Here is a 13,351-nt window from a genome sequence, read left to right on the forward strand (position 1 = left end):
TTCACTCTGCCGGGCCGGTCCAGATCGTCTTGATATTGGTGAACTCGCGCAGGCCGTGGGCGCCGAGTTCGCGGCCGTAACCGGATTTCTTGATGCCGCCGAAGGGCAGCCGCGGATCCGAGGCGACCATGCCGTTGACGAAGACCGCGCCGGCGTCGATCTCGCGCGCCAGAGCGCGGGCGCGCTCCGCATCCGAGGTCCAGAGCGCCGCGCCGAGGCCGAATTCGGTCTCATTGGCGAGCGTCACTGCCTCCTCGGCGCTGGCGCAGCGGATGACCGAGGCGACGGGGCCGAAGAGCTCCTCCCGGAAGGCGGTGTGGTCCGGGATCACCTCCGTCAGCAGCGTCGGCGCGTATTAGCTGCCGGGGCCGTCAAGGGGTGTGCCGCCGAGCGCCAGCCTTGCCCCCTCGCCGATCGAGCGCGTGACCTGGTCGTGCAGCTCGTCGCGCAGCCCGGCCCGCGCCATCGGGCCGATCTGGGTGGCCTCGTCCATCGGGTCGCCGACCCTGAGCGCGCGGATGCCGGCGGCGAAGCGGTCGGTGAACTCTTGCAGCACCGCCGCGTGAACGATGAAGCGCTTGGCGTTCACGCAGGACTGCCCGCCATTGAGGAAGCGCGCGGTGACGGCCACGCGGGCGGCGGCGGCCACGTCGGCATCCTCCAGCACGATGAAGGGGTCGGAGCCGCCGAGCTCCAGCACCTGCTTCTTCAGCGCGGCGCCGGCCTGCGCCGCGACGATCTGGCCGACCTGGGTGGAGTTGGTCAGCGTCACCGCCGCGATGCGGTCATCGGCGATCAGCCCGGCGACCGCGCTGGCCGGCACCAAGAGCGCCCGCATCAGCCCCTCGGGGCAGCCGGCTGCGCGCATCGCGTCTTCGATGGCCAGGGCGCAGCGCGGCACGTTGGCGGCGTGTTTCAGGAGTGCGCCGTTGCCGGCGGCCAGCGCCGGGGCGGCAAAGCGGTAGAACTGCCAGAACGGGTAGTTCCAGGGCATCACCGCCAGCACCACGCCCAGCGGGTCGTAGCCCACCGCGGAGTGGCGGGCATTGGAGGCGATCTCCTCGTCCGCCAGCAGTCGATGCCGAGAGCCCGGCCGGGCATTGGCTGGTGGCCCGCGGCGCGGAGCCCGGCGACCTGAACGTCTACGCCGCCTACCGCGGCAATTGGGAGGTGATGCTGCGCGGCCTCTACACCAACCGGCTGGCGCGGAATGTCGTCGCCCCGGACCTGCCGCCGGGCTGGACCGAACTGGCGGATGGCAGCCGCCTGCCGGCCTTCGAGGCCGCGGACCGGCTGCGCGCCGCGGGCGGGTCGTCGATCCTGCTGGCCGGGGAGCGCTACGGCATGGGGTCGAGCCGCGACTGGGCCGCCAAGGGCCCGGCGCTGCTCGGCGTCCGCGCCGTGGTTGCCCGCAGCTTCGAACGCATCCACCGGCAGAACCTGATCGGCATGGGCGTGCTGCCCGTCGCGATCGACGAGGATTGGGTGCCGGAAGCGGCCGGCATCGGCCCGGCGGATCGCTTCCGGATCGACGTCGGCCCCGTGACGCTGTCGCCGGGCTGTCCGCTCGAGATCGGGCATCTTCGGCCGGGCGGCGGGCGCCGCGGCATACGCTGCCGCGCCGCCGTGGAGACCCTCCGCGAGGTCGAACTCCTGCGGCAAGGCGGCGTCATCCCGGCCCTTCTGGCGCGCAGGTTGGGACCGCAGAGAGGCGCCCCAAACCGGGATCGGCGCACATGTTGAGGACCCCGGGCCGCACGGGTTAGAGCCACCGCCGCCCGGTGCCGGCATTACGGGACACCGCCGGCCGCGAAGCGGTCCCGGCCGGCGGAACACTGCCCAACGGGTCACAGCCGAACCGTCCGCGCGCAAGCTGCGCAAAATGTGTCTTGCGGCGGCCGCTCTTCCGGCGCTTAGTCACCGCATGTCGATCCTCGCCGCCCCTCTGCGACACCTTCCGGCGCTGCTCCTGACTCTGGGGCTGCTGCTGGCCGGTCTTGCGCCGGCGAGCGCGGCCGGGGAGTTCGGCTGCAAGGCGGCCGGTCACGACGGCCATGTCCACGCGGTCGCCGTGGCGCATCACGGGGCGTCGCATGGGGCGGAGCCTTCCGCCACGGATGACATGACCGGGCCCCATGGCGAACCCGTCGCCGGCGACCATGCGGGCTGCATCGCGGCGCCGGCCGGGCCGCACGCGCCTGAGCCGAGAGTGGCGCAGCGCCTGATCTTCGCGCATCCCGCCTGGTTCGGGCCTGCCGCCGACCGGGCCGCCTTCCCGCGCCGGGCGGGCGAGCTGCACCGACCGCCCAACGCCTGACCCGATTTCGCCCGCGCGAGGCAACCGGCCCATGGCCGGACCCCGCTCCATGACGATCGATCGGTTCAGGATTCCCGATGAAACTGCTTTCCCTAGCGGCCCTGCCGCTCGTGGTGGCCGGCTGCGCGCCGGTGGCCACGCTGCCCGACCCCGCGCCCCTGGCCGAGGCCGCGCAGCCCGTCCAGCTGGCCCCCTCGCATGCCCCCGCATTGCTGACCGGCTACACGCCCCGCCGGGCCGGCGCGCCGGATCCGTGGCGCGACCTGAATGACCGGCAATCGCCGGCGGGAGGTCAGCCGTGAGGCGCCTGACACTGGCCGCGATGGCCGGCGCGCTGACGCTCTCGGCCTGTGCCACGCCCGAGCAGCGCGCCTTCCTGTCCGACCGGCAGGCCGGCTTCGCCACCGTCGCGAGCCGCACCAGCGCGGTCACCGGCGGGCAGGCGGTCTGGCTGCAATCCGCCGCCGAGGTGCAGCAGAACGCCGCCCGCGTCTCCGCCCGCGTGCAGGGCCGGACCATCGGTCCCGACACCGCCGTGCAGGTGGCACTGCTGAACAACCGGGGGCTGCAGGCCGCCTATGCCGAGATCGGCCTCAGCTCGGCCGAGGTCTGGCAATCGACCATGCGGCCCAACCCGACGCTGTCGCTCGGGCTGACCGGGATCGGCGCCGAGGCGGTGGCCTTCCGCGCCATCGAGGGCGCGATCGCCGCCAACCTGCTGGCCTGGAAGACCCAGAAGCGGCGCACCGCCATCGCCGACACCCGCTTCCGGCAGGCGCAGCTGGCCGCGGCGGAAGAAACCCTGCGCGTCGCGCAGGAGGCGCGCAGAGCCTGGATCGACGCCGTCGCCGCCTTCGAGCAGGCGCATCTGGTGGGCGAGGCGCAGAGCACCGCGGAGGCCGCGGCGGAGCTCGCCGCCGAGCTGGGGCGCACCGGGTTTCTCAACGCGGCGGGGCAAACGCGCGAATTCGCCTTCGAGGCCGAGCTGGCGGGCCAGCGCGCCCAGGCCCGGCTCGCGGCGCGGCAGGCCAAGGAGGCGCTGACCCGGGTGATGGGGCTCTGGGGGTCCGACCTAACCTACCTCGTGCCCGACCGCCTGCCCGGCCTGCCGGGCGTCGCGCCGCGTCGCGACATCGAGGCCGCGGCGCTGGCGCAGCGCGTCGATCTGGCCATCGCCCGGCTCGAGCTCGAGGCCGTGGCGCGCGAGCACGGGCTGACCGAGGCGACCCGCATCCTCGGCGATCTCGACCTCGTCGCCGGGCTCGAGACCGAGCGCGAGATCGAGGACGGCGAGACCCGCCGCGAGACCACCGGCAATCTGGAGATCGAGTTCCCGATCCCGATCTTCGACAGCGGCGAGGCGCGGCGGCGCAAGGGTGAGCTCACCTATCTGCGGGTCGCGCACCAGCTGGCGGAGCGCGCCGTGGAGGTCCGCTCCGAGGCCCGCGCGGCGCATGACGCCTGGCTCGGCACGCACCAGATCGCCCGGCATTACCGCAGCACGGTCCTGCCGCTCCGGCGCGAGATCGCCGAGGAGGCGCTGCTCAGCTACAACGGCATGATCACCTCCACCTTCGACCTGATCGCCGACACCCGCGCCCGCCTGACCGCGGCGCAGGCCGAGGCGCAGGCGCGCGCCGACTTCTGGCGCGCCGATGCCGCGATGCGCGCGGCGATCCATGGCGGCGGCGGGGCCGGCGCCAGCCCGTCGGGCGGCGTCGCCGCCCCGGCCGAGGCCGGCGGCGCCGGACATTGAGGGAACACCGACATGATCAACAGACGACACCTCCTGACCGCCGGCGCGACCCTCGTCGCGAGCAGCGCGCTGGCCCGGACCTCCACCACCGGCCTGCCCGAGGCGGCCTTCGCCGCGGACGCCAGCACGCAGGTGCCGCCGCGGCCCGCCACGGGGCGCGACTACAATCCCGTGGTCACCCTCAACGGCTGGTCGCTGCCCTTCCGGATGAACGGCAACGTCAAGGAGTTCCACCTCGTCGCCGAGCCGGTGGAGCGCGAGATCGCCGACGGCATGATCGCCCGGCTCTGGGGCTATAACGGCCAGTCCACCGGCCCCACGATCGAGGCGGTGGAGGGCGACCGGGTGCGCATCTTCGTCACCAACCGGCTGCCCGAGCACACCTCGGTGCATTGGCACGGGCTGATCCTGCCCTCGGGCATGGACGGGGTCGGCGGGCTCAGCCACAAGGCGATCCCGCCGGGCAAGACCTATGTCTACGAGTTCGACCTGACGAAGTCCGGCACCTTCATGTACCACCCGCATGCCGACGAGATGGTGCAGATGGCGATGGGCATGATGGGGCTCTTCATCGTGCACCCGAAGGACCCGTCCTTCATGCCGGTCGACCGCGACTTCGCCTTCCTGCTGAATTCCTTCGACATCGTGCCCGGCACCTTCATGCCGCGAGTGATGACGATGACGGACTTCAATCTCTGGTGCTGGAACAGCCGGATGTTCCCCGATCTCGACCCGCTGGTGGTCAACCAGGGCGACCGGGTGCGGGTCAGGGTCGGCAACCTGACGATGACCAACCACCCGATCCACATGCACGGCTACGATTTCGAGGTGACCTGCACCGATGGCGGCTGGGTGCCCAAGAGCGCGCGCTGGCCCGAGGTCTCCATCGACATCCCCGTCGGCGCCATGCGGGCCTACGAGTTCGACGCCGTGCATCCCGGCGACTGGGCGATCCACTGCCACAAGTCGCACCACACGATGAACGCCATGGGCCACGACGTGCCGACCTTCATCGGCGCCGACAAGCGCCGGGTGACCGAGATCATCCGCCGCCACCAGCCGGAATACATGCCGATGGGCAGCGCCGGCATGGCCGATATGGGCGAGATGTCCATGGAGCTGCCCGAGAACACCGTGCCGATGATGACCGGCTGGGGCCCGCACGGACCGATCGAGATGGGCGGCATGTTCTCGGTGGTGAAGGTCCGCCCCGGCCTCGCCGCCGACGATTACGCCGACCCCGGCTGGTACGAGAACCCGCCGGGCACCGAGGCCTGGGAATGGACCGGCGAGCTGCCGGACGTCTCCCGTCAGGACTCGCCCGCCACCACCGTCACCCCCGCTCCCGCCGCTGCCTCCTCCGGTCCTTCCGGACACGGCGGTCACGGCGGGCATTGAGCAGCATCAACGAGAGAGGAACCACCCGATGAAACAGCTTCTTGCAGCCCTGGCCGTCGCCACGCTCGCGGCCCCGCCCTTCGCCGCGGGTGCCAGCGATCACAGCCATGCCGGAGACGGCGCCGGGCATGCCCACGAGGGCCACGCCATGGGCCAGGCCGGCACCGCCGCCGAGGTCGACCGCGCGATCGAGATCACCATGCTGGAGACCGATGGCGGCATGGCCTTCGCGCCCGGCGCGCTCGCGGTCGCGCAGGGCGAGACGCTGCGCCTCAAGGTGCGCAATGCCGGCGTGCTGCCGCACGAGATCGTGCTCGACACGCCCGAGAACAACGCCGAGCACGGCGCTCTGATGGCGAAATTCCCGGAGATGGAGCACGACGACCCGCACGCTCTGAAGCTCGAACCCGGCGCCGAGGGCGAACTGATCTGGACCTTCGAGACCGCCGGCACCTTCGAGTTCGCCTGCCTGATCCCCGGCCATGCCGAGGCCGGCATGCGCGGCCCGATCACCGTCAACTGACCCGACCCACCCTTCCAGAGGAGACCCAGACCATGACCCGTATCGCAACGCTCGCCCTTGCCCTGTCCCTCGCCGCAGCGCCGGCCTTCGCCGAAACCTTCACCAAGGGCACGGTGAAGAAGCTCGACACCGACCGCTCCAAGGTCACGATCATCCACGAGGAGCTCGTCGACCTCGACATGCCCGCGATGACCATGGTGTTCGAGGTCGCCGATCCCGACCTCCTCGCCCGGCTCTCGGAAGGCCAGCAGATCGAGTTCCTCGCCGACCGGGTGTCGGGCAAGCTGACCGTGACCGAGCTGAAGTGACGGCCCCGAGCCCGTCCTGACCCTGCCGCGTGGCGTCGCCTGTCGGCGCCGCGCGGTCCATGAGAGACCAAACGCCCCCGGGAGCCCGCCCATGACCTCGCCCGCCCCCCGCCGAACCCCGCGCCGCATGATCCTTGGCATCGGCACGCTGGCCGCGCTCGTGGCCCTCGCGGCGATGCTCATCTCGGCCGGCGGCCCCTCCTCAGCGGACGGCCGCGCCCTCTATCTCGAACATTGCGCGTCCTGCCACGGCGCGGAGCTCGAGGGCCAGCCGGACTGGCGGCAGCCGCTGCCCTCCGGGCGACTGCCGGCGCCGCCGCACGACGCGACCGGCCACACCTGGCATCACCCCGACCGGGTCCTGCGCGACATCATCCTGCGGGGCACCGCCGCGGTGGTGGGCGGCGGTTACGAGAGCGACATGCCGGGCTTCGACGGCAGGCTGAGCACCGCCGAGGTCGATGCCATCCTCGACTACCTGAAATCCGAGTGGCCGGAGCGTGCGCGCGCGCACCAGGCCCGCGTGACCGAGGCCGACGAAGCGCGCTGACCTGGCCCCGCGACGTCTCGAGCAGCGCCACCCTCTCGCGGAACCTGGTGCGCTGCTCGTCCGGATCGCCCGAGAGGATCGCCGCCTCCATGCAATGGTTGGCGTGATCCTCGATCATCAGACGCTCCACCCCGCGCAGCGCCGACCGCACCGCCGCCGTCTGCACCGGGACAGCGACGCAGTGGCGATCCTCCTCGACCATCCGGGCGATCCCCCGCGGCGACCTGACCGCGCTGGTCACGGCGCGGCGCTTCAGCCGCGCGACGCTGCGCACCATCAAGCAGACCCTCGCCTTCGCCGTCCTCTGCAACGGGCTGGGCGTGCCGGTGGCGGCGGGGCTTCTCTACCCGTTCACCGGGCTCCTGCTGTCGCCGATCATCGCCGTCGCGGCGAGGAGCCTGTCCTCGGTCTCGGTCATCGCCAACGCGCTGCGCCTGCGCGCCGCCCGGGTCGGGTTCGAGGCCTGACCGCTTCGACGCCGCGGGAACCCCGGTCCCGCGGCGTCCCTTTTTCCATTGACCGACCGACAGAAACGCAAGGAGACGCGCATGTCCTACTGGCGCTTTGCCGCAATGATCGCGACCTCGACCCTGGTCATGTTCGGGCTGATGTATCTCAACACCTACGCCTTCGAGCATGTCTTCTTCAGCGAGACCCGGACCTACATGGCGCTCTTGATGGGCGCCACGATGGCGGTGATCATGCTGAGCTTCATGCTGTCGATGTATTCCAGCAAGACGCTCAACCTCGCCATCTATGCCGGGTCGGTGGCCGTGTTCGCGCTGATGCTCTGGCTGGTGCGCAGCCAGACCACGGTGGGCGATGTCAGCTACATGCGGGCGATGATCCCGCACCATTCGATCGCCATCATGACCTCGGAGCGGGCCAATATCGACGACCCGCGGGTGCGCAAGCTGGCCGACGAGATCATCGCCGCGCAGCGCAAGGAGATCGGCGAGATGCGCAACCTGATCGCCGATATCGAGGCGAACGGCGTCGCGGCCGAGGCCGAGCTCGGCGACCCGGACGCGCCGGCCGAGGAAGGCAGCGTGGACGAGGCCCTGGCGTCGGTCGAACTGGCGGGCGTGGATCCGGCCGGCCTCAGCCCCGAAGACGTCGAGACCGGTCTCGGACAGGCAGCAGTTTGCAGCTTCCGGCGGACCAATGAGGGGGAAGCTGTGCTGGCGATGGCCGGTTCGGAGGGGGTGATCAAGCTGTCGGGCACGCTGGTCGCGCTCGCCGCCGACAGCGCGGTCGGCCCGGCGACCCTCGATGACGGGCTGCGCCTGACGGCCGAGGGGACCGAGGTGTCGGTCATGCCGGACCCGGAGGCCGACTGGCAGGACGAGGGCGGGCTGCGCCGCGCCGAGGCCGAGATACGCTTCCATCTCGAGCGCGGCCTGACCGTGGGCTATCGCGGCTTCCTCGACTGCGCCGCCTGATCGGCGCCGACCGGACTGCAGCGCACGCCGGCATCCAAGGCCGGCATGCGCGGTTCCGTCGAGCGCTCAGCCTTCCGCGTAGGAGGTGAAGACCTCGGTCGCGCCGTCAATGCCGATCAGGATCACGTCGTAGGCCTCGCGCTGGTCTTCGGGGCCCATGCCGGGCGAGCCATAGGGCATGCCGGGCACCGCGAGGCCGACCGCGTCGGGGCGCTCATCCAGCAGCCGGCGGATGTCGGCCACCGGCACATGGCCCTCGATCATGTAGCCGTCGATCCTCCCGGTGTGGCAGGAGACCAGCTCCATCGGGATGCCGTTGTCGCTCTTGTAACGGGCAAGCGCGGTGCCGGCCGAAGCCTCGGTGGTGACCTCGAAGCCCTCGGCCTCGAGGATCTCGATCCAGGCCGAACAGCAGCCGCAATTGGGGTCCTTCAGGACATGCATCTGCGGCGCGGCGGCCCGGCCCCATGTGGGCAGGAGCGCGGCGAAGCCGGTGGCGGCGACGCCCGCAAGCATCGCGCGGCGGGTCAGGGTGATGTCGGTCATGGGTCTGTCTCCGGGCTTCGTTCAGTTGACGGTGATGGGGCCGTGCATGCCGGCCTCCATGTGGCCGGGGATCAGGCAGGCGAACTGGAAGGTGCCTTCGTCGGTGAAGGTCCAGACGATCTCGCCGCTCTCGCCGGGGGCGAGCTGGAGCGCGTTCGGATCGTCGTGCGCCATGTCCGCCATCCCGGCCATCTCCTCTTGATGCGCGCGGTTGCTCGCTTTGGTGCCGAGCACGATCTCGTGCGGCAGGACGCCGGCATTGGTGACCGCCAGGCGGATCGTCTCGCCGGCCTCGGCCTCGAACGCGGCGGGCTCGTAGCCCATGCCGCCCTCGGTCTCGACCATGCGGATCTCGATCACGCGGTCGATCTCGGACCGGTCGCCAGGCTGGCCCGCAGGCATGTCGGCATGGCTGTGGTCGCCGGCTCCGGCGGCAAAGGCGCTGCCGGCGGCGGCGACCAGGACGGCGGAAAGGGCAAGATGTTTCATGAATCCTCCAATGGGACGCAACGTGCCGGCAGCCCGCCGGCGCAGGTTCAAGGTCGTCAGGATGCGAGGGGTCAGCCGGCCGGCGGCCGCTGCGGAGCGCCGGGGAGGCGGCGCGGCGTCAGTCCCGGTCCCGCCCGGGCGAACTCGGCCGTCCGGGCCGGCCCCGGATCCTGCGCTGGCGCCGCGGCCCCGAGGAACGCGGCACAGCCATGCGCCGCGCAATGCAGGGCGCCCTGTTCGGCCGGGTGCCCGTGGACGCAGCAGGGGTCGGACGGATGGTCGGCCACGAGGCCCTCAGGGCCGGCACAGTTGTCGTGCGTCGCGCAGGGGGAAGCGGACGCCGCATCGTCCCACGACGCCCCGGCCACCCCCGCGAACGGCAGGAGCAGTGCGATGCAAAGGGCGCGGAGCAGCAGGACGATTGTCGGGCGCATTGCCGGGCACGCTATGCTGCCGAACTGCGGCGAGGCAAGCCCGACGCCGCCGCCTGCAGCATCACGTTCCAGTTGGCAGCGCGCGCCGAGGGTCGATTTTTTCAGGATCGGCGAAGTCCCGCCCAAGCGCGTCAGAGACGCAAAGCACCAAGGATACAACGCGCGAGGCAGCCGGCCCTACCGCGATTTATTGTATGCAGTGCTTTCTGCCGCCTAAAACCTTACATGATCTTCCGGGAAGCCACTTTGGCTCAGCTGCACCCATTCCTGGCAAAGTGCTGGTAGCAACGGCCTATCGGGAGAGGTGACGGCGAGAGGTCCTTGCCGGTTCCGCGGGGCGTTTCGTCCACGCGCCGCCGGGTCTGCGGCACCCCACGCAAGTTCTCGGAAACCGGCTTTGAGCTTGCCAACGGCGGGCAAAACGTCTTGGCCATCTGGAGTTTCCGTCAACATTTTCCTGACGCTTTTCACCAAATGCGATGCTTCTCCGCGAAGGAGCGGGGCGGGTCCTTGAGGAGTGGATCCGAGGCACCCTCCGGGCAGGCCCCGGCGCTTTCGTGTCTCGAAGAACGAGCGGTCCTGCGTCGCGCGTCCTAGTCGAAGCTAGACCCCTTTCCGGACGGCAAACGATGGCGGAGAGACGATAAACTCGCACGTCATTCCAATACCTTACTTGCTTTCGCCCCCTGCGCGCTGCCGCGCCCAACAGACCAGCCGGAGACCTCGCTCGGTCCGGGCAGCGCGGCATCCTCCGAGGGCCAGGGTCAGTGACGGTTGCCCTCAAGTTTCCGCGCAACAGCCTCGGCGCGGGAACCTGCTGTTCTTGTCTGCGGACCTGCTCGATGCGCCCGAAAAATGGCCGCAGCGGCGGTGTCACGCCGGTTCTTCGTGCGAATGCATGCGTTTCTGCGAATGCGATGCGGCGCCGCGGCGTGACATTCCGCCACGTCACACATATGTTGCCTGCTCGCGGCAGGATTTAGCCGCATGCGATTTGGAGGTACCTGATGATTCCCGTGAATGATGAGACCCTGGTATCCCTGCGTAACTTCGTTCGCGCCAAGCTTCAGAAGCCCGAGGCGGAGCGCATGTTCATGACCACCCCGAACTCCCTGCTGGGCGGGATGAGCCCCCTCGAAGTGCTGAGCCGGCGCGATCATTTCGAGGTCATGCAGCTGAGCGCCGTGATCTCGCAGCTCGGCGGGCTGGCATCGGGCAACAGGAAGGCCGCCTGACTCCGCCCACGCGGCCCCGGCCGTCGAATCTCCCCTCCTCAAGGGCAAGCTGGTGAGCGGCAGCGCAGCTGCCGCCCATACCCTCTGCGCGCGGCTCGGCCATGCCCCGGGTCGCGGCCACGCCAGCGGCCGCCATGCGGTCCGCCCTCCGCGCCCTGCTCACCCGGCGATCACCTGCAGGTCCAGTTCCTCGGCCGCATGGCGCAGGATGCGCGCCAGCGGCTGCGCCATGCCGCCGGGACGGTCGGCGGGCAGCAGCAGGCTGATCACGCGGTCCGCGTCGGACATCGCGAGCGGCAGCACGCAGACCTCACTGCGGTGGATGCCCTGGCGGCGCGCGAAGAGGTCGGGAAGGATGCCGATCCCGGCTCCGGTTGCCGCCATCAGCACGATGGAATCCAGGCTCGTGCCCTCGTAATCGTCCGAGACGATGGCGCCGCTGGCGCCGGCGATGGCGTACACGATACGGGCCAGGCGGTGCCCGGTATCCAGCGTCAGCAGCCGCTGCCCGGCCAGATCGGCCGCGCCGGCTTGGGCCGCGCCGGCCAGCGGGTGATCGCGGGCCACGGCGACCCAGAGCGGCTCCACGAACAGCCGCTGCTGCTCGGTGTTCGGGTGATCCTCCGGGGTGGAGATGATGGCATCGAAGCGGCCGTTGCGGATGCCCTCGTCAAGGCTGAGCGTGTTCTCCTCGCGCACCACGACGCGGAGGTCGGGATGGTCGCGGTGCAGCGCATGCATCGCCTGCGGCAGAAGGTACGGCCCGATCGAGGGCAGCACGCCCAGCCGCAGCCGCCCGCCGAACGGCGCCTCCGACTGCATCGCCCCGCGCAGGCCCTCGACTTCCGACAGGATGCGGCGCGCCCGGGTGACGAAATCGAGCCCCTTGGAGGTGGCGCGCACGCCTCCGCGGCCGCGGTCGAAGAGCCGCACACCGAGTTCCGCCTCCACCGCCGCGACCTGCGTCGAGAGGCTGGGCTGGCTGACATGCAACAGCTCCGCCGCCAGCCCGAAACTGCCCAGCTGGTGGACTGCAACGACGTATTCCATCTGCCTCAGGGTCGGTCGCATATAGCTTCCGGCTATTCTCGGTCGTGCCTCTTTATATTTAAGCTATTCCCGGAAACCGGGCAACAGGCGCGCATCCCCGATCCGGAGTTTCCCCACGATGCCCGTTCTCGACAGCCTGGTCGGCAACCTGATGGTGCCGACGATCCTCTTCTTCGTTCTCGGCCTGGTGGCCGCGGTGGTGCGTAGCGACCTGTCGATCCCCGAGGGCGCGGCGAAGTTCATGTCGCTCTACCTGCTCCTGGCCATCGGCTTCAAAGGCGGGCACAGCTTCGCCGATCACGGCATGAGCGCCGACCTCTTCCTGGCGCTGGGAGCCGGGCTTGCCCTGTCCTTCCTGATCCCGTTCCTCGCCTATGCGCTGTTGCGCGGCATCACCCGGCTGAACCCGCTGAATGCCGCCGCGGTGGCGGGGCATTACGGGTCGATCTCGATCGTTACCTTCGTGGCCGCGGCCAGCCTGCTCGAGCTGACGGGCACCGCGTCGGACGGCTACATGGTGGCCGTGGCGGCGACCATGGAGGTGCCGGCGATCCTTTCGGCGCTGTGGATCGCGCACCGCTACGGCAATCCCGAAGGCCGCGGCAGCCTGCCCATCCGCGAGCTGTTCGCCAACGGGTCCATTGTGCTGCTGACCGGGGCCTTCGTGATCGGGGCGCTGACCCGGGACAAGGGCATGGAGATGATCGCCCCCTTCGTGGTGACGCCGTTCACCGGCGTGCTCTGCCTGTTCCTGCTCGACATGGGCCTGTCCGCCGGCCGCAGCCTGCTGCGCAACCGGCACCTGCTGAGCGCCGGGCTGTTCGTCTTCGGCGTGCTGATGCCGGTGATCGGCGCGGTCCTGGCCTGGGGCATCGGCACGGCGATCGGACTGCAGACCGGGAGCCTGTTCCTGCTGATGGTACTGGCCGCCTCGGCCTCCTACATCGCGGTGCCGGCGGCGATGAAGATCGCCCTGCCGCAAGCCGAGGCCGGCATCTACCTGACGCTGTCGCTCGGGGTGACCTTCCCGTTTAACGTCACGCTCGGGCTGCCGTTCTACCTGTGGCTGGCCGGGCTGTCCTGATCGCGGGTGCGGAGGGGCGGGCCGCCCCTCCTGCCACGGCCGACGGCAACCGCCGCTCCCTCAACATCGACGAGGTCGACCTGCCGCTCGACGCGGCGAGCTCGGCTCTAAACCCGGTGGCGCGCGATGGACTCGCGCTCCGACATGATGCGCGTTCCGGTCCCGTCGCAACCGGCGATCTTGAGAAGAGCGAGGTGCGGCCGCGGCTCCCCGGTTCGG

14 protein-coding genes and 3 pseudogenes are annotated in these 13,351 nt (G+C 70.5%); 12 read left to right on the forward strand and 5 right to left on the reverse strand.

The window, feature by feature from the left end; all coding sequences use genetic code 11:
• Window position 1: 1 nt before the first annotated feature.
• Window positions 2–1,075: pseudogene (locus ACXYMW_RS02155) on the reverse strand (aldehyde dehydrogenase family protein).
• Between the two features lie 32 nt (window positions 1,076–1,107).
• Here ACXYMW_RS02155 and ACXYMW_RS02160 point away from each other — a divergent pair.
• The 8 genes from ACXYMW_RS02160 to ACXYMW_RS02195 all read left to right on the forward strand — a co-directional run bounded on the left by ACXYMW_RS02160 (window position 1,108) and on the right by ACXYMW_RS02195 (window position 6,852).
• Window positions 1,108–1,743 (forward strand): hypothetical protein, encoded by a 636-nt coding sequence (locus tag ACXYMW_RS02160; protein WP_459033645.1) that lies wholly within the window; start codon window positions 1,108–1,110, stop codon window positions 1,741–1,743.
• A 181-nt stretch (window positions 1,744–1,924) separates the two neighbouring features.
• Window positions 1,925–2,317 carry a hypothetical protein gene (locus tag ACXYMW_RS02165; RefSeq protein ID WP_459033646.1) on the forward strand — a complete coding sequence of 131 codons (393 nt, stop codon included), beginning with the start codon at window positions 1,925–1,927 and terminating at the stop codon, window positions 2,315–2,317.
• Between the two features lie 77 nt (window positions 2,318–2,394).
• Entirely contained in the window at window positions 2,395–2,619 is a 225-nt protein-coding gene (locus tag ACXYMW_RS02170) for a hypothetical protein (protein WP_459033647.1), read from the forward strand.
• Window positions 2,616–4,073: a TolC family protein gene (locus ACXYMW_RS02175; protein ID WP_459033648.1), complete on the forward strand. Its 1,458-nt coding sequence runs from the start codon at window positions 2,616–2,618 to the stop codon at window positions 4,071–4,073. Before ACXYMW_RS02170 ends, ACXYMW_RS02175 begins: the two co-directional genes overlap by 4 nt.
• Window positions 4,074–4,085: 12 nt before the next feature.
• Complete coding sequence (locus ACXYMW_RS02180; protein ID WP_459033649.1) at window positions 4,086–5,471, forward strand: multicopper oxidase family protein; 1,386 nt, start codon at window positions 4,086–4,088, stop codon at window positions 5,469–5,471.
• Between the two features lie 28 nt (window positions 5,472–5,499).
• A complete protein-coding gene (locus tag ACXYMW_RS02185; protein WP_459033650.1) occupies window positions 5,500–5,994 on the forward strand; it encodes a cupredoxin domain-containing protein in 495 nt (164 codons plus the stop codon).
• 32 nt (window positions 5,995–6,026) lie between these two features.
• On the forward strand, window positions 6,027–6,302 hold the full coding sequence (locus ACXYMW_RS02190) for a copper-binding protein (protein WP_459033651.1): 276 nt from the start codon (window positions 6,027–6,029) through the stop codon (window positions 6,300–6,302).
• 127 nt (window positions 6,303–6,429) lie between these two features.
• Window positions 6,430–6,852, forward strand: a complete 423-nt coding sequence (locus ACXYMW_RS02195) for a c-type cytochrome (protein ID WP_459033652.1) — start codon at window positions 6,430–6,432, stop codon at window positions 6,850–6,852.
• A 130-nt stretch (window positions 6,853–6,982) separates the two neighbouring features.
• On the opposite strand, the pseudogene ACXYMW_RS02200 reads toward ACXYMW_RS02195, so the two are convergent.
• Window positions 6,983–7,129: pseudogene (locus ACXYMW_RS02200) on the reverse strand (metal-sensing transcriptional repressor); the annotation flags it as partial.
• Here ACXYMW_RS02200 and ACXYMW_RS02205 point away from each other — a divergent pair.
• A pseudogene (locus ACXYMW_RS02205) lies at window positions 7,068–7,319 on the forward strand (haloacid dehalogenase); the annotation flags it as partial. The pseudogenes ACXYMW_RS02200 and ACXYMW_RS02205 overlap by 62 nt on opposite strands.
• Window positions 7,320–7,400: 81 nt before the next feature.
• Window positions 7,401–8,294: a DUF305 domain-containing protein gene (locus ACXYMW_RS02210; RefSeq protein ID WP_459033653.1), complete on the forward strand. Its 894-nt coding sequence runs from the start codon at window positions 7,401–7,403 to the stop codon at window positions 8,292–8,294.
• Window positions 8,295–8,360: 66 nt separating this feature from the next.
• Here ACXYMW_RS02210 and ACXYMW_RS02215 read toward each other — a convergent pair whose 3' ends face one another.
• Window positions 8,361–8,810, reverse strand: a complete 450-nt coding sequence (locus ACXYMW_RS02215) for a DUF411 domain-containing protein (RefSeq protein WP_459033801.1) — start codon at window positions 8,808–8,810, stop codon at window positions 8,361–8,363.
• 51 nt (window positions 8,811–8,861) lie between these two features.
• Entirely contained in the window at window positions 8,862–9,329 is a 468-nt protein-coding gene (locus ACXYMW_RS02220; RefSeq protein WP_459033654.1) for a cupredoxin domain-containing protein, read from the reverse strand.
• Window positions 9,330–10,770: 1,441 nt separating this feature from the next.
• On the opposite strand from ACXYMW_RS02220, the gene ACXYMW_RS02225 reads away from it, so the two are divergent.
• Window positions 10,771–10,998 carry an antitoxin Xre/MbcA/ParS toxin-binding domain-containing protein gene (locus tag ACXYMW_RS02225; protein WP_459033655.1) on the forward strand — a complete coding sequence of 76 codons (228 nt, stop codon included), beginning with the start codon at window positions 10,771–10,773 and terminating at the stop codon, window positions 10,996–10,998.
• Between the two features lie 159 nt (window positions 10,999–11,157).
• Here ACXYMW_RS02225 and ACXYMW_RS02230 read toward each other — a convergent pair whose 3' ends face one another.
• A complete protein-coding gene (locus ACXYMW_RS02230) occupies window positions 11,158–12,069 on the reverse strand; it encodes a LysR family transcriptional regulator (protein ID WP_459033656.1) in 912 nt (303 codons plus the stop codon).
• Between the two features lie 97 nt (window positions 12,070–12,166).
• Here ACXYMW_RS02230 and ACXYMW_RS02235 point away from each other — a divergent pair, with 97 nt between their 5' ends.
• Complete coding sequence (locus ACXYMW_RS02235) at window positions 12,167–13,132, forward strand: sodium-dependent bicarbonate transport family permease (RefSeq protein ID WP_459033657.1); 966 nt, start codon at window positions 12,167–12,169, stop codon at window positions 13,130–13,132.
• The last annotated feature ends 219 nt before the right edge of the window (window positions 13,133–13,351 follow it).

This window comes from Roseivivax sp. CAU 1761 (assembly GCF_054482755.1).